This window comes from Hymenobacter sp. 102 (assembly GCF_049949205.1).
Classification (GTDB): Bacteria; Bacteroidota; Bacteroidia; order Cytophagales; family Hymenobacteraceae; genus Hymenobacter.
In genome coordinates this window covers 3463057-3478989 of the sequence record NZ_CP188172.1, presented here as the reverse complement: position 1 = coordinate 3478989, position 15933 = coordinate 3463057, and the positions used below count along the sequence as shown (strand labels likewise).

Annotated in this window: 16 protein-coding genes; 3 read left to right on the top strand and 13 right to left on the bottom strand. The window is 59.6% G+C overall.

Annotation, left to right across the window (positions count from 1 at the left end; all coding sequences use genetic code 11):
* Positions 1-17 precede the first annotated feature (17 nt).
* Positions 18-761, top strand: coding sequence for a PIG-L deacetylase family protein (locus ACN19L_RS14920; RefSeq protein WP_426490280.1), 744 nt, complete (start codon positions 18-20; stop codon positions 759-761).
* A gap of 17 nt (positions 762-778) precedes the next feature.
* Complete coding sequence (locus tag ACN19L_RS14915; protein ID WP_426490279.1) at positions 779-1384, top strand: SAM-dependent methyltransferase; 606 nt, start codon at positions 779-781, stop codon at positions 1382-1384.
* A 1-nt stretch (position 1385) separates the two neighbouring features.
* Here ACN19L_RS14915 and ACN19L_RS14910 read toward each other — a convergent pair whose 3' ends face one another.
* From ACN19L_RS14910 to ACN19L_RS14875, 8 genes are all read right to left on the bottom strand, one after another.
* Entirely contained in the window at positions 1386-2534 is a 1149-nt protein-coding gene (locus tag ACN19L_RS14910; RefSeq protein WP_426490278.1) for a glycosyltransferase, read from the bottom strand.
* 137 nt (positions 2535-2671) lie between these two features.
* Positions 2672-3940 (bottom strand): BamA/TamA family outer membrane protein, encoded by a 1269-nt coding sequence (locus tag ACN19L_RS14905; RefSeq protein WP_426490277.1) that lies wholly within the window; start codon positions 3938-3940, stop codon positions 2672-2674.
* A gap of 153 nt (positions 3941-4093) precedes the next feature.
* Positions 4094-5020 carry a geranylgeranylglycerol-phosphate geranylgeranyltransferase gene (locus ACN19L_RS14900; protein ID WP_426490276.1) on the bottom strand — a complete coding sequence of 309 codons (927 nt, stop codon included), beginning with the start codon at positions 5018-5020 and terminating at the stop codon, positions 4094-4096.
* Between the two features lie 129 nt (positions 5021-5149).
* Positions 5150-5344 carry a cold-shock protein gene (locus tag ACN19L_RS14895; protein ID WP_044511773.1) on the bottom strand — a complete coding sequence of 65 codons (195 nt, stop codon included), beginning with the start codon at positions 5342-5344 and terminating at the stop codon, positions 5150-5152.
* A 138-nt stretch (positions 5345-5482) separates the two neighbouring features.
* The gene (locus ACN19L_RS14890; RefSeq protein ID WP_426490275.1) at positions 5483-5986 is read right to left on the bottom strand and encodes a KdsC family phosphatase; all 504 of its coding nucleotides are present in this window, start codon (positions 5984-5986) and stop codon (positions 5483-5485) included.
* Positions 5987-6070: 84 nt separating this feature from the next.
* Positions 6071-6307 (bottom strand): Fe-S cluster assembly protein IscX, encoded by a 237-nt coding sequence (gene iscX / locus ACN19L_RS14885; protein WP_125421745.1) that lies wholly within the window; start codon positions 6305-6307, stop codon positions 6071-6073.
* Between the two features lie 109 nt (positions 6308-6416).
* Positions 6417-6746, bottom strand: a complete 330-nt coding sequence (locus ACN19L_RS14880; protein ID WP_426490274.1) for a 2Fe-2S iron-sulfur cluster-binding protein — start codon at positions 6744-6746, stop codon at positions 6417-6419.
* A 64-nt stretch (positions 6747-6810) separates the two neighbouring features.
* Complete coding sequence (locus tag ACN19L_RS14875) at positions 6811-7638, bottom strand: Rossmann-like and DUF2520 domain-containing protein (RefSeq protein WP_426490273.1); 828 nt, start codon at positions 7636-7638, stop codon at positions 6811-6813.
* A 159-nt stretch (positions 7639-7797) separates the two neighbouring features.
* On the opposite strand from ACN19L_RS14875, the gene ACN19L_RS14870 reads away from it, so the two are divergent.
* Positions 7798-10575, top strand: coding sequence for a T9SS type A sorting domain-containing protein (locus ACN19L_RS14870; RefSeq protein ID WP_426490272.1), 2778 nt, complete (start codon positions 7798-7800; stop codon positions 10573-10575).
* A 389-nt stretch (positions 10576-10964) separates the two neighbouring features.
* On the opposite strand, the gene ccsA is transcribed toward ACN19L_RS14870, so the two are convergent.
* From ccsA to ACN19L_RS14845, 5 genes are all read right to left on the bottom strand, one after another.
* Positions 10965-13556: a cytochrome c biogenesis protein CcsA gene (ccsA, locus tag ACN19L_RS14865; protein WP_426490271.1), complete on the bottom strand. Its 2592-nt coding sequence runs from the start codon at positions 13554-13556 to the stop codon at positions 10965-10967.
* Positions 13557-13674: 118 nt separating this feature from the next.
* Complete coding sequence (locus tag ACN19L_RS14860; RefSeq protein WP_426490270.1) at positions 13675-14103, bottom strand: cytochrome c maturation protein CcmE; 429 nt, start codon at positions 14101-14103, stop codon at positions 13675-13677.
* Between the two features lie 111 nt (positions 14104-14214).
* The gene (locus tag ACN19L_RS14855; protein WP_426490269.1) at positions 14215-14454 is read right to left on the bottom strand and encodes a CcmD family protein; all 240 of its coding nucleotides are present in this window, start codon (positions 14452-14454) and stop codon (positions 14215-14217) included.
* Complete coding sequence (locus tag ACN19L_RS14850) at positions 14435-15106, bottom strand: cytochrome c biogenesis protein (protein WP_426490268.1); 672 nt, start codon at positions 15104-15106, stop codon at positions 14435-14437. Before ACN19L_RS14850 ends, ACN19L_RS14855 begins: the two co-directional genes overlap by 20 nt.
* An 83-nt stretch (positions 15107-15189) precedes the next feature.
* The gene (locus ACN19L_RS14845) at positions 15190-15831 is read right to left on the bottom strand and encodes a heme exporter protein CcmB (RefSeq protein ID WP_426493591.1); all 642 of its coding nucleotides are present in this window, start codon (positions 15829-15831) and stop codon (positions 15190-15192) included.
* Positions 15832-15933: the final 102 nt, after the last annotated feature.

Sequence of the window (15933 nt, the reverse complement as noted above, 5' to 3'; positions counted from 1 at the left end):
ACACCTTGTCTGCCCTCATGTCTGCTTTTGCCGTAACCGATTACCCCGTATTGCCCCCGGCCGCAGCTGCCAGCCTGGGTTCCACCGTGGTGGTAGCCCCGCACCCCGATGACGAATCGTTGGGCTGCGGGGGACTGCTGGCTCTGCTGCGGCAGGCGGGCCAGCCCGTGTGGTGCGTGCTGATGAGCGACGGCACCATGTCGCACCCCAATTCCCGCCGGTTTCCGGCGGAGGCCCGGCGGCAGCTGCGCCAGCAGGAGCTGCGTACGGCCCTCACCGCGTTGCACATACCAGCTGAGGCACTGCTATGCCTCGATTTGCCCGACGGCGCGGTACCCCTGCCCACCGATACCGCCGGGCAGGCGGCCGTTCAGGCCCTCACCGAGTTTCTGACGGCTACCCAACCGGCCACCGTGCTGGTACCCTGGCGCCGCGACCCGCACCCCGACCACCGCGCCACGACGGCGCTGGTGCAGGCGGCCGTGGATACCCTGCGCCCTGCGCCCCGGGTGCTGGAGTACGTGGTGTGGGCCTGGGAACGGGCTGCCCCCGCCGACCTGCCCCAGCCGGGCGAAGTGGAGGGCTGGCAACTCGATATCAGCCCGGTGCTGGCTCAAAAGCAGCTGGCCATTGCTGCGCACCATTCTCAACTGCCCGGCTCGCCCATTGATGACGACCCCACTGGTTTCACGCTGACTCCCTCTATGCTGGCTCACTTCGCCCGCCCGCAGGAAGTGTACCTGGAAACTGCCCCTGCTTAACCCTTTTTATTTGCTCCATGCAGCCGAATCCCAATCAACCGCATACGCTTCCGCCTACCTATTTCGATGAGGTGTACCGAGCGAATGAGGACCCCTGGAATTTTGAAACCAGCGAGTACGAGCAGGAAAAATACGCCGCAACCGTAGCCGCTCTGCCGCGGGCTCACTATACCCATGCATTTGAAATTGGCTGCTCGTTGGGCGTACTCACGGCGCAACTGGCTCCCTATTGCGCGCACTTGCTGGCCGTGGATGTAGCCGCCGCCGCCCTCGATAAGGCCCGTCAACGGTGCGCGCACTTGCCCCAGGTAACCTTTGAGTTGATGCGGGTGCCTGAAGAATTTCCGGCTCAGCAGTTTGATTTGCTGGTGGTGTCGGAAGTCGGGTACTATTGGAGCCCTGAAGATCTGCAAACGGCCCGCGAGAAGATTCTGGCAGCGGTACGCCCCGGCGGACACGTGGTGCTGGTTCACTGGACCCCGCCCGTGCACGACTATCCCCTCACCGGGGATGACGTGCACGAGTTTTTTCTAAGCCAAGCGCAGCCCACCGGCCCATTCCGCCAGTTGATTAGCCAGCGCGCGGCTACTTACCGGCTGGATGTACTGGAACGGAATGCATGATTCAGTTCCGCAATGCGGTCAGCAGCCGCCGCAACTCCTGCGTTGCCTGACTCAGGGGCAACACTACGTGTTCGGTGAGGCTTTGCTGCTTGGCCCAATTCCAGAATGCCCCGAAGGTGGAGTAGCCAGTGGCGGCCTGAACCAACTCCCGGCACTCCTCGGGAACGGCCTGCATATTTGTATCTAACCCATGCGCACATTGCCAGGCGATTCGCAAGCTACGCCTGCGGCGGAGCTCGGCTGCCACTCCAGCCGGGTGGGGTACTAACGGCTCCTGCTGGCCCATTCGCCCCCATTCCTGCAACTGCCAGGAAAGCCCCACTGCTACCCGGCCCTGCTGCCGGGCGGAGGTATGCACCCGTACAGCGGCACTGTGGCGCACTCGCAAATCGTGCTGAAGAAGTGCCTGATACAGCGCCTCATCCTCCAGGTAAGGCACTGCCGGCAGTCCTCCTACCCGGCGGTAGGCTGCCGTAGTTATGGCAATACTTGCTCCGAAGTGCTGGTGGTGCCGGGGCCAGGGGTCATGCGGGATGGGGTCAAGAACTTCTTCCAACTGGGTTTGCAGCAGCTGGTAGGTAGCATCCTGCAATTGTCGCCGACGCACCGGGCAGCCCGGCACGGCATCACGCATCAGAATCCGGCCGCCAACGGCATCGGCCCCGGCAGCTAGTGCGGTTTTCGTGGCAGTTAGCCAGGTAGGGGCTACCTGCGTATCGGCATCGGTGCTGGCAATAAAGCAGGTAGGTTGCCCGGCCTGCTCCAGCCGCCGACAGGCCTCATCCATCAACAACTGCCGGGCTCTACCCACGTGAGCTTCTGTTTTGGGCAATGTTGTTTCGGCTACGTGCAGCGCAAGTTGTGGGTGGCGCGCCCCAAACTCCCGGGCCAGTTGGGCCGTGGCATCCTGGCAGTTATTGGCTAGCACCAGCACCTCAAAATTATCCGGAGGCAACGGGTGCCCCTGCTCATCAACCTGCGCGGCCAGGGCCGCCAGAGCCGCGAGGATTGTCGCGGCTTCGTCCTTGGCCGGAATAATAACACTGGCAAACAGTTGGGGAGCCGGTGGCGGTGCCAGTTGCCACAAGGAGCTGCTGGCAGAGCCTGCAGACGAGGTAGAGTGAAAACGAAGGGGAGCGGCGTGGGACATGCAGAGCTTCCTACGCATAACGCCACGGTATCAGACAAGACACCGCCAAAAAAAACCGCACTGACGAGCTTAAAAAGCACAATTCCCCAAAGCGAATAGCTTTGGGGAACTGCGTGAAGAGAACGAGAAAACGCGGGCTAGAATGCCTCACCCACGGCGAAGATGATACCCGAGTTACCCCCGGAGCCCACCCCGTAGTCGAGGCGGATGTTGAGCCGGTCGCGGCGGTTGAAGCGGAACCGGGCCCCTACCCCACCGGCATATTTCAGCCCGTCGAAAGTGTAGTCGCTCAGGGCTGGGGCTACCTCGCCCACGGCCCCGAACACCGCCCCATCAATGCGCCAGAACAGTTTCTGCCGAATTTCAGCCTGGGCCGTGGTAAACTGCCGGTCCCGGTAGCGGGCTTCGTATATGCCCCGCATCAGGTAAGCGTTGTTATAAAGCGAGCCGCCCAGCGTGGCCCCCATGCCGCCCCACTCCCGGAATGGTACTGAGCCGGTATGGTACTGACCCAGAAACTGCAGCGCCAGAATGGTATTGTTGGAGCCAAACAGCGGGTTGAAGTGACGAGCATCCACCATGTAGCGCGTGAAATTATAGTCACTGCCCAGGCCTTTCCCCGCAAACAGCACGTGCGCATCCACAAAGTTACCCCGGTAGGTAGCCAGCACGTTGTCGCGGCCGTCGTAGAGCAGGGCCGGCCCCACGCCCGAGGTGGTGTAGCCGGCGCGCTGCTTTTCCGGAATGGTATAGTAGGAAGCGGGGTTGCCTTCCTGGTCTTTAAGCTTTACCTCGCCCAAATCGGTGAGGCGGTAACGTACCCCTACAAACAGATTGGGCACTACTTTTTTCAGCACTTTTTCATCAAACACCCATAGTGGATACTGGATGTGTGATTCATCGGCCTTGCTGGTTTCATTACCCCGGCCGTAATAGTTAAAGGCCAGATCATAGTAGCTCAGCTCACCCGAGAAGTAGAATTTCTCCTCCTTGGTGAAGATGGTGTGCGTGAGCTGCACGGTGGTCTGCTTTTTCTGCGAAATCCAGGCAATGAGACGGGCGTTGGACTTGCGCACGGTGGTATCTGTGCCAAAACGCCACACCGGCAGAATAGCTGCTCCACCGGCAAACCCAGTTTCCTGCTGGTAAAAGGCAATGGGTACCGGAATAAAGCTGGGCTTATCCGGGTCAGAAGGGGTGAGCTTGAACTTGGCGGCTTTGGGAGCCAGGGCCCTGGTGAGGCCGAGCGGGGCGCCGGCCGTGGGGGTTTCGGCGTCGGAGGTGGTAAGCGGAGCAGCCGAAGCGACTAACTCGGCGGGCTCGGGCGAGGCCGGAGCGGCCGACTGCGCCTGGGCAGCCGGAGCAGCCAGCGCACCTAGCGCCAGCAGCGGGTAGAAGAAGCGCATACGTTGATGGCTTGGGGACAGAATGGTGGATGGAGGTGCCGGTGGCCGCCGCTCTTGGCGCAAAGGAACAGTGCCTTCCGCAGGGCGCGGCCCCGTAGCCCCCTAACGCAACAGTTGAGCCTACGGTTGTCGAATGGCCACTCCCACCAGCGGCTACAGCCACAGCATCGACAGTACCCCGGCCAGCATCACCCATTTGCACCAGGCACTAAGATGGGCAAAGTGCCGGCGGCGGTCGGCGCGGCGCAGGCGGTACCCCAGCCCCACCAGCGGTGCCAGCACCAGCACCAGCAGCCAGCCGGCGGGCAGCCAGCGGTGGTCCAGTGCCAGCCGGTACGCGGCCCCGGCAACCAGCAGCACCAAACACGCCAGAAAAAATCCGGCTACCCATTTGGTGCGCGGTACGCCCCACACAATGGGCAGCGTGCGGCAGTCGTGCTGGGCATCCCCGCGCATATCCTCCACATCCTTCACAATTTCCCGCACCACGGTTAGCAAAAAGGCAGCCAGCGCGTAGCCCCACACGGCCTGATGCCCGGTGCGGGCCTGTAGCTCGGGTAGCAGCACCAGAGCAGCCGTGAGCAGCGCAATGCTTACGTTGCCCACCAGCGCCACCCGCTTAAACCGCACGGAATAGCCCCACAGCAGCACCGCCGACGCCAGATTGACCACGCCCAGCAACGGCGACAGCAGCCCGCTCAGCCCCACGCCTACCCCCGACAGTACCAGATGCGCCAGCATGGCGTGGCGGCGGTTCACGGCCCGGCCCACTACCAGCTTGCCCGGCCGGTTGATGGCGTCAATCTTCACATCGTAATAATCATTGATGATGTAGCCAGCGGCCCCGATACACAGCGCGGCCAGCACCAGTGCCCCAAAACCAGGGGCCAGCACCTGCCGCCCCGGAGCACCCGGCAGCAGCAGGCAAGCCCGCACCAGCAGGAGACACAGGGCCATGATAAGCAGGTTGGGCAGCCGAATCAGCCGGGCCAGGCTCCGCCAGTTGCCCGCCTCCGGCGCGGCCGTTCCGCCCCCGGGAGCAGGGTGGGTATCAGCAGGAAACTCGGGCGGGTGAGACATGAGGGAGAAATCACTAAGCGGCAGCGCCTGCAAAGATGCATTACCTGGCCGCAGCCAGCACAAGAAAGCCTCTCCCGATATCGGAAGAGGCTTTCTTGTTGTGCTAAAAAACCTGCGTAAACCTATAGCTTACAGTTTCTTCACATTTACCGCATTAACACCTTTACGGCCTTCCTGAGTGTCAAACTCCACGCGGTCATTCTGCTGAATCTGGCCCCCGTTAAGGCCGGTAACATGGACGAAGAAATCTTCCTTCGTGCCGTCTTCCGTAATGAAGCCGTAGCCCTTCGACTCATTATAGAATTTTACGGTTCCTGTTTTCATGAAAGTGAAAGAAATGGAGTTGATGATGGTTGGGGTAAATATAGAGGGATTTTAGAAAAGCACAACCCCGCTCACGCGGTGCGCAAGCGGGGTCAGCAGCCGCCCTGTACCGGGCGGCTCCAGCCGTTGGCTGTGGAGCTACCAGGTTTGCTGCTGCTTCATAACGGCTTCAATCAGCTCGCGTACGGCACCATGCCCCCCAGGAAGCGCAGCGGTGTAGTTGCTGATGGCGCGCACATCAGTGGCAGCATCGGCAGGGCAGGCAGCCACGGCACAGCGGCACATTACCTCTATATCGGGCATATCGTCGCCCATGTAGGCTATGGCGGCGGGCTCCAGGTGATAGGTGTTGAGGTAGTTGTTGAAGATTTTCATCTTGTCATCCACACCCAGGTAAATGTCGCGCACGTCCAGCGACTCCAGCCGCTTGCGCACGCCTTCCTCTTCCCGACCCGATATAATAGCCACCCGGTACCCCTTACGCAGTGCATGGCGCACGGCGTACCCGTCGCGGATATGGAACGTACGGGCCTGCTCGCCGGAGTTCAGGGCCAGCAGCGTCCCATCAGTCAGCACGCCATCTACATCGAAGATGAACACTTTAATGGCGGATAAGTCGGGCGTGGGCAGTATGGAAGGCATAGGCAATGAAAACGCGGCTGAGTAACCGCGCAGCCCCGATGTGGGGCGCGTAGCTACTCAGCCAGGAAGGAATACTACGTCAGACTATTGGTTGTCGCGCCACTCGTACACCCATTTAGCCTGGATCTGCTCCAGGTGGCCCTCGTTGGCCTGCTCGCGGGTACCCTCAAAGTTGGGCAGGCTCAGCACCCACTCCAGCAACTCGGTGAAGCGGATACGATAAATTTTTGCTTCGTTGAAGTCGTCGCCGAACTTCTCGTACAGCGCCATGGCAATATCCTCATGGTCGCTCCACTTGATGGGGGGCTCGAAATGATTCATTCTGATTCAATGTGTGGAATGTGAATAATGCGGTGAATGTGCGGGGCTTCAACGGGCAAAACAGATTTATCACATCTACCACATTGCTCACATTCAGCACATTTAAAAATTAGTGACCCAGAAACTCCTGCGGCGGAATCTGCACCACAATATCCTGGTTGCCCTGCACTACGCACTGACAGCCCAGCCGGGAGTTGATGCGGGGATTAACTGCCCGGTCAATGAAATCCTCTTCCTTGTCCGAAATTTCGGGCAGGTCGTCTTCGCCCTGCAGAATATACACGTGACAGGTGCTGCAGCCACATACGCCGCCGCAGTTGTGCTGCAGCTGAATGTCGTTGTTGAGGGCCACGTCCAGCACCGATTCGCCTTCGGCGGCCACGTGCGTCTGGTCGGGCTGACCGTCCTGAAACTTGAAGGTGATGTTTACGGCTTTCACGTCGGAATACTAGGTAGAACGGGGCAAAAATGCGGGTGCAAAGGTAAGCACGCGCCCCCCCGAATCAAAGCTGCTTGCCGGGCGGATTGTTTCCGCGTGTTTCCTGAGCGGTACGCTGAATACTGGCGCTGAGCTGCTGATAGAGCAGTTGCCATTGGGCGTGGTCAGCCAACCCCGCTTCGTGCCGGGCCAGGGTGCCCGCATCTTGGCGCAGCGCGGGCCCGGTCTGGGCCGTGAAAGGCGGTTGGACCAGGGCTTTTTCCACGGTTTCGCGGATGAGTGGGTGCAGCAGCTCCCAGGGCAGGCCCGCCTCCGCCAGCAAGGCGTGGCTGATACCCAGCAGGTGGTTGGGAAAGTTGCTGGCCCACACGGCCGCTATGTGCAGCTGCAGCCGTTGCGCGGAGGTAAGTTCCCGCACATCCTGGCTCAGCGAGGCGGCCACCTGCCGAAGCATGGTCAGCCCGGTCGGGTCGGCTGCTTCCAGGCACAGTGGCACGGTAGCCCAATGAATCTGCCGGCCAGGACTGAAAGTCTGCAAGGGGTACAGTACCCCGCCCCGGATAGTTGGGTAAGCGGCAAATACACTCAGGGGCAGTGCCCCGGCCGTATGCACCACCAACGCCCTCACTGGGAACCGGGCCGCCGCCACTACTTCCGGTACCGCCGCATCGGGCAGGGGCAGTAGATACATGTCGGCGGGGGGCAGGGAGTTTAAGTCGGGCAGTACGGGTACCCCGAAGGCTGCCCCCAGTGCTTCAGCGGAGGCTGGTGTTCGGCTCCAGACGCCCAGTACCCGGTGCCCCCCGCTCTGCAGCGCGGGCACCAAATGCCAGGCCACTTTACCGGTGCCCAACAGCACTACCCCGACCGGTTTAACGGGTTGTCTATTCATATCCCGGATTGGCTGTTAAGCTGAAGAAGAAAGAGCTGTTTCTTTGATTTTGTGCAAATTTTACAACTAATCCCACCAATGTTTGCCATATTGTTGCCTTCTTCCCGGACTGGATTACCAGCCCGTTCAGTGCGAACCTACATTTTTCTTTTTTTCTCTATGAAGCACGCTTACCCTACTCCCACTGGCAACCACTGGCGCCTGCTTGGTTTGGCCGGGCTACTGGGGCTCAGCTGGACTGCACACGCCCAGCAGCGCCCCGTTGTTTCGCGGCAGCACCAGCAGCTGGAACTGAGTGCCCCTCCGGTGGCGCAACGCATTACGGCACTGCCCTATACCTCGGGCCGGGCGCAAAATGTGGCTGGTACCTACACCGACCTGGGCACTGCGGGCACCGTCATTTCCACGGCCAACCTGGATGATGCCAGCTCGGCCGCGCAGGACATCGGATTTTCGTTTTCTTACAACGGGGCCACGTTCACGCAGTTTACGCTCAACACCAACGGCTTCATTAAGCTGGGAGCTACGCCAGCCACCGCAGCTAATGATGTGAATATCCTGATCAACAACACTGATCAGAACGTAATCGGACCCGCCACCGGGGTTGACCTTACGGGCGCGGCCGACCAAACGGCTTCCCCCACTGAGTTTCGGGTGTCCACCACCGGCGCGGCCGGCAGCCGGGTCTGCACAATTCAATTCGAGAACCTGAGCGACAAGGCCATCACCGGCGCGAATCCGGTACCGTCGCAGTTCCGGACCATGCAGTTTCAGGTGAAGCTGTATGAGGGCACCAACAACATTGAGTTTGTGTACGGTACCTGGACCAGCTCCGGCAACCCGGCCACTACTCAGTTCTTTCTAACAGGTCTTAAAGGCAGCTCCAATGACCCGGCTGATTTGAGCCTGACCTCTAAAAATGGTACGGCGGCCTGGAGTTCTACCGTATTCCAGAATGTCGTAGTAATAAATAATACTGGGTACTACGCCGCCCACGCTGCCCAAAATGCCGTTCTGCCCGACGCCGGCCGCACGTACCGCTTCCGGGCGGCGCAGCCTAACGATGCCTCGGTAGCTACCATTCATACGCTGGGCAAGCTGGCCGTTCCCAACTCGCTGCCGCACACGGTTGCCACAGCCGTAACCAACAGCGGCACCAATGCCCTCACCAACATACCGGTAACCCTAACGGTAAGCGGCGCTAACACCTTCACCAGCACCAAAACCATTGCCACGCTGGCTCCCGGGGCCACGCAACTGGTTACGTTTGATGCCTACCCCAGCACGCTGGCCCAGGGTACCAACAACCTGACGGTAAGCGTACCGGCCGACGACGACAACAGCAACAACTCCCTGCCCTACACCCAGCAGGTAACCACCGACCAGGTAGCGTACGTTGATGCTACCCAAGCATTTTTTGGGTCAGTAGGTGTATCAGCTGCTAATCCCGGCGGCAGTCTGGCTGTTAAGTACAAAAACGCTCAGGCCGCCAGCCTCAGCCAGGTGAGAGCAACCTTCCTGGCCAGTGCCGGTACTACCTCTACCTACCGGGTAGTGGTGCTGGATGCTACCGGCGCCAACGGCGCACCGGGCGCGGTACTCTACACCTCGGGCGTGCTAAGCCGCCCGGCCACTGCCGGCACCGTGACCATTCCGGTACCGAACCCCTTGGTATCGGGTGATTTTTACGTAGCTCTGCAGGAAGTATCCGGCAGCGTGGGCGTGGCTTATCAGTTTGAAGAACCGCTGCGCACCAATACATTTTATTTCCAGACCAGCGGCGGAGCGTGGACGCCCGTCAATGCCACTACCCTGCGTACTCGCCTAGCGCTTGATGCTACGCTGGCCCCGGTACCTACCTGCTTTGCCCCTACGGCTATTTCTGTGGGCAGCGTTACGGCCACCAGCGCCGCTGTATCCTTCACGGGCGTTGCCAACGGCACCGGCTACACGGTTATCTACGGCCCGCGCGGCTTCAACCCCGCAACTGGCGGCACCAGCATATCGGCTGCCACGTCGCCCATCAACCTCACCGGCCTTACTTCAGGCGTGACGTACGACGTGTACATCCGCTCCAACTGCGGCGCTACGGACCAAAGCTCGTTGTCGGGCCCCACGCAGTTCACCACCGTGTGCCAGCCCCCCATCATCACGGCTTTCCCCTATTCGGAAGGGTTTGACGGCGTAACGGCCGGTACCCTGCCCTGCGGCATTACCGTATCCAACGACAACAACGACAACCGCACCTGGGCAGTAATTGGCTCCGATGCGAACAGCGGAGCCGCGGCTTCGGCCCCCAACCAGCTGCGCTACGTGTACAACGCTGCCGCCGCCGCCGATGACTGGGTGTACACGCCGGCCCTGTTCCTGCGGGCGGGCTCCACATACCAGCTCTCCTTCAAATACAAGGCCGCCGTTGATGGCACCTCAGAGAAACTGGAAGTGAAATACGGCACTGCCGCCAACGCCGCCAGCCAGACCAACACGCTCTGGAGAAACGAGAACATCACCAACACCACGTTCACCCTCTCTACGGGTGGCACGGCCGCTGGTCAGGTGCTGCCCATCACGCCGGCTACCACGGGTAACTACTACGTTGGCTTCCACGTGTACAGCGCCGCCGACCAGTTCAATATGTACCTCGACGACATCAGCATTTCCACGGTTACGGCTTCTTCGCCGGCTATGGTACGCGCCATCAGCCTGTTCCCGAACCCCACGGCCGGTAGCCTGACGGTGGAGGTAAACGGGGCCAACGCAAAAGGCGGCCTGCTGGTAGAAGTGTATAATACGCTGGGTCAGCGCGTGCACACCGCCACCATCCGCGACAACATGACCAACCAGCTGGATCTGTCGAAGCTGTCGAACGGCATGTACATGGTGAAGGTGAAAAACGGTGCCGAGTACATGATGCGCAACATCGCCATCCAGAAGTAAGCACTACTTCTTCCACGAAAAAGGGCAGCCACTTGGCTGCCCTTTTTTTATTGTTTGATGGATTGCACGATCCATTGGCCTGAGGTGTATTCGACATGAAAGCCTGCATCCGCAGTGTAGCTGAGCATTCGTCATGCCCGCCGTTTGACGACCCTACCAGTCGGAGCCAGATATCAGTTCAGAAAGCAGAGATATATCAGCCGGAGGCGTAGCCAAAGCATTCGGTACGCTGACACTGAATTACCATTACAACGTCAGTGCGCGGGATAATTCGGTTTCGCCTCCGCGTGACAGTATGCTACTTTTCACAACTCCCTGACTCAATAGCCTCGCATAAAAAAAGCTCTAACGCAGGCGTCAGAGCTTTTTTGTATTGCAGCAACGCTAGTTTACGCTACCTGCCGGGGCTTTGCTTTTTGCACTTTCTGCGGCGCAGCCGGAGCAGCTTCCGCCCCTTCCGCTTCGTGGCGACGCTTGTAGAGGGCCATGCCGAATCCCAGGGCCATGAGCAGCGTACCGCTCCAGAGCAGGTTGATGAAGGGTTTCTCCACGGCCTTTAGGATGATGTAGTCCTTTTGGGTGGTGCTCACGCCGAAGGTGAACTTGGCTTTCTGGGTATCCACGTTCAGGAAGCTCAGACGCAGGCCCAGGTCTTCTACCTCATCGGGCACGCGGCCAATCATGCGGTTGCGCACTACAAACACGGGGTGTACGTGGTACTGCTTCTTCTCCCCGTACACCAGGAAGTCGCCCTGAATGGCCAGGTCGCCCTTCTGTAGGCCCAGCCCGGCCGTCTGGTGGGCGGGCTCCACGGCCCGGAACACGGCAAAGTAGTCGTTGAGGTAGATGGTGTCCCCCACGCTCAGCACGTGCTCTTTTACCTCACTCCAGTCTTTCTCCTGGTCCACCGGCGGCACCGCGCTGATGTGGGAGTAAATGTCGTGGTCAGCAAACTTCTTGATATCGGGCGAGGCCAGCAGGCCGCCCATTTCCTCGTTCACCTGCGCCCGGGGATACAGCGTAAACGTGTCGCCCGACTTCTTATCCTTGTACTCGACGCGGTAGTAAGTGTTTTCGGGGTTAATTTCTACCGTGTCGCCGGCTTTGTAGTACACTTTGTCGCCGCGCTTGATGTCGGCGCGGGCCAGGGTCTTGTACTCGTCGGCGGTGCGGTAGAGCAGTTGCTTATCCACGTAACCGGGCACGCCGGGAACGTCCCAGAACTGGCCGGTATAGCGCACCTCGTACTTGCCCATCGGGGCGGGGTCGTTGCGCCACAGCAGCACGTTATCCTGGTTGGTAGTCTGGTCGAACTCGCGGGAGTACAGCAGGCCCGATACGTTCTGGCTGATGATGTTGGAGTAACCGGCCGAGGCCAGCACACCCAGCAGCATCAGGGCAATACCCATGTGGGCTACCCCCCCGCCCGAAAGACTGGCCTTGCGCTTTACCAGCGTAAACACCATGCTCAGGTTGGCCAGCACCCCAAACAGGGCCGTGGTCAGCAGCACGATGTACGTAATGCTCATTTTGTGACCAAAATATTGCACCAGCAGAATCACGAGGGCCGCAATGAGTAAGGACAGGATGGCCGGAACCGTAAGCGTGTTGGACAGACTGGATTTGTCGTTTTTCTGCCACCACATCAGCTGGGCCAGGCCCGAAAAGAAGGCCACACCCACGCCCATCCACAGCTGGAACTTGGTGTAGTGGGCAATCTGGTCGGCGGGCAGAGCAATATTGGTTTTCACGCCCAGGAAGCCCATGAAAGCGTTGTACACCGGAATGCTGGTAGTGAACAGTACCTGAAACGCGCCCAGGCATAGCACCGTAGCCCCCACAAACACCCACAGCTCGGCGTTGTAGGTAGTTAACTCTTTTTCCGACACCGGAATCTGCTTCCAGCGCCACACCAGCAGCCCAATAGCCAGCACCACGAAGGCCCCCAGGTAGATGATCAGCTGGCCCGACAGGCCCAGGTCGGTAAACGAGTGTACGGAGGCATTGCCCAGCACGCCTGAGCGGGTAAGGAACGTAGCGTAGAGTACCAACAGGAAGGTGGCAATAACCAGCACGAAGCTGGTACGCAAAGCCGTGCGGCTACGCTGCCAGAGCACCAGCCCGTGCAGGGAGGCTACCAGCACCAGCCACGGAATGTACACGGCGTTTTCTACCGGGTCCCAGTTCCAGTAGCCACCAAAGTTCAGCGTTTCGTAGGCCCAGTACGCACCCATTACGATACCCACGCCCAGCACCATGCCGCCCCACAACGACCAGCGCAGCGCCGGCTTGGTCCACTTGGTCAGCTCACCCTTCCAGAGGCCGGCTACGGCATAGGCAAAGGGTACCAGCGTAAGGGCGAAACCCAGGAACAAGGTAGGCGGGTGAATCACCATCCAGTAGTTCTGGAGCAAAGCGTTCAGGCCGGTACCATCCTTGGGTACGAAGTTGGGGTTGGTTTTCCACACCGGCAGGTCAGGCATGAAGTCGCGCAGCAGGATAAACGGCGAGGAACCAATTTTCAGGTCGCCCAGCACTACGCCCAGAATCATGGACGTGAGGAACAGCTGCACGCCGGCAAACACGGCCATGACCGGAGCTTCCCAGCGGCGGCCGTAGCGCATCAGCACCAGGCCAATGCACACATGCCAGAAAATCCAGAGCAGAAAACTGCCCTCCTGCCCTTCCCAGAAGCAGGAAATCATGTAGTACACCGGCAGGTGGTTGCTGCTGTGGCTCCAGGCGTAGTAGTACTCGTAGCGGTGGCCGTGGATGATGCCGAACAGGCAGGCAATAACGGATACTACCGCCAGGCTGTGCACCAGAAAGGCACCCCGGCCCAGCCGCAGCCAACCGGCGTCAGTATCGCCGAGGGCGCGGCCCTGGCCGGCTTTGTAATAGGAATACGCTGCCACCGTGGCCGCCACAAACGCTACTATGACACTCAGGTGCCCCGCGTCGCCGATAAGGGTGTTAAGCATTGATTTTCAGTTAAATCACCAGCTAAGCCTACAATGCTTCTCTGCTGAAAATGTTTGAACTGCGCATGAGGGGAGGCCGCAGAAGAAAAACGGGAAGTTGGAGCAAGCAGGCCGCAGCCTAATTTACCGAGGCCGTAGCGCCTTTGATATCCTTCTCCACGTATTTGGAGGGGCACTTCAGCAGAATCTTGTCGGCTACGAAGGTGTTGTTGCGCATGGCTCCGGTAATGACCACCTGCTCCGACTTGTCGAAATCCTGGGGCTTGGGGTTGAAGTACACCACACGCTGGGCAATCCGGTTAGTATCCACCAGCGTGAAAGCAAAATAGTTGGGGTCGACGGTGGGGTTGTATTCCAGGCCCAGAATGTTTTGGGCCCCGTCGCGGGGCAGGCGGCCTACCACGTGCACCTTGGTGAGGTTGCCATCAGCGGCCCGTTCCCGGGCTTCTTTAAAAGAAACGTACACGCTGGCATCACCGGCGGTACTCACGATGATGCTGATTGCCATGGCAATAATGGCCATGACGAAAATGTGTGCTTTTTTCATGTCGGTACTGCAACGGGCGGCCCAAGTTTCAGGGCCAAAGGTCATTTAGAACAACAAGATGCGCCGGAAAGGTGCCGTTCTTTCAGCAGGAATTGACGGCGTTACATGGCATTATTCCTGTACCTCCTTTTCCAGGCGCGACAAGCGCCGGTCCAGCGAAATCAGGAAGAACAGCAGGCCCCCTAATACCACGGCAATAACGGCCACCACCACGTAAATTTTACCGTTTTGGCGCAGGGCATCGGCCATTTCGGGCTGGTCAGCCGGTTGGGCCGCTACGCGCAGTACGGGCAGCACCAGAGCCACCAGCAGGGCCAGCAGGGGCCGAAGCTTACGCAAGCTGTTTTTCATATACTTTGAGTTTGAGCAGGGAAACGCGACTGGCCAGCTGGGCCAGCCAGAACGCCAGCAGCGTCCAGCCAATCACGGCCGGGTAGAATACCAGCCGCATGTTGCTATCAAGGTCGTATTTGGCGAAGGCCGGGTTGCCGCCCGCCCCGGGGTGCAACGAATCCGTCAGGCGGGGCAAAATGTAAAACAGCGGCATGGCCGTAGCAAAGGCAAAAATGTTGTAGATGGCCGATACCCGGGCCCGCTGCTGCTCATCGGTGAAGGAGGAGCGCAGCACCAGATAAGCCCCGTAGATGAGCATGGCAATGGCCGCTCCGTTCAGCTTGGGGTCGTTGGTCCACCACTCGCCCCAGGTGTACTTGGCCCAGATGCTGCCGGTAGCCAAGCCCACAAACCCCATCAGAATACCCGTGCGGGCCGATTCGTGGGCCTGAATATCCAATTCCGGCGTGGGGGTACGCAGGTAACGTACCGAGTAGTACACCGAGGCCAACAGGATGAATGTCATCCCAAACCACATAGGCACATGGAAGTACAGATTCCGGATACTCTCGTTCAGGATAGCCAGTCGGGGCACCGGCATAAGCAGGCCCGCCACTGCCACGTACAGCAGCAGCACCACACTCAGGGCTTTCCACCAGTTTTTTTTCATGAGGAGTTAGGAGTTAGGAGCTAGGAGCTAAGAGCCGGGAGTCAGGAGTCGATATACATCCCCTATCTTCCAGCTTCTGACTTCTAGCTCCTCCATAGAAAAGGAAACAACAGGTAGGATACCGCCCCAACAATCATGTTCAGGGCTACCAGGGTCAGCAACGCACTTTGGCTGGCTTCAAACTCTAAACCATCCAGCGCGTTTTTTGATACTTTGATGAGCAGCAGCAGCATGGGCACCATCAGCGGGAAGCCCAGCACCGCCATCAGCGTGCTGCTGTTGGTGGCTTTGGCCGCAATGCCCGATACCAGCGTGAGCGTGCTGGCAAAGCCCAGCGCGCCCAGCAGCACGTTGCCCACAAACAGCGGCACGTTATGCACCGGGTTGCCCAGTACTACCGAGTACAGCAGCAGTGCCACCAGCGCCAGCCCCAGCAGCAACAGCGCGTTATAGGCTATTTTGGCCAGAATAACGGCCTGAGGCCGCACCAGCGTGTAGTAATACAGCATCCGGCCCCGGCTTTCCTGCAGAAAGCCCTTGGCCACGGCATTTACGGCCGAAAACAGCAGTACAATCCAGAACAGGGCATTCCAGGCCGGGGCCGGCAGCTGCCCCCCGCGCGAGGAGAAGCTCAGGTAACACACGAATACGGTGCTGCTTACGTACAGGAGCATCCCGTTCAGGGCCGCACGCTGCCGCCACTCCAGGCGGAAGTCCTTCTGTATCAGTACCCAAATTTCGCTCAGAAGCGTCACGGCAACACGGCTGGTAAACAGGACCGCAAAGATACAACCCAACTCCCGGATTAGCCCCTACCCCAACCGGAA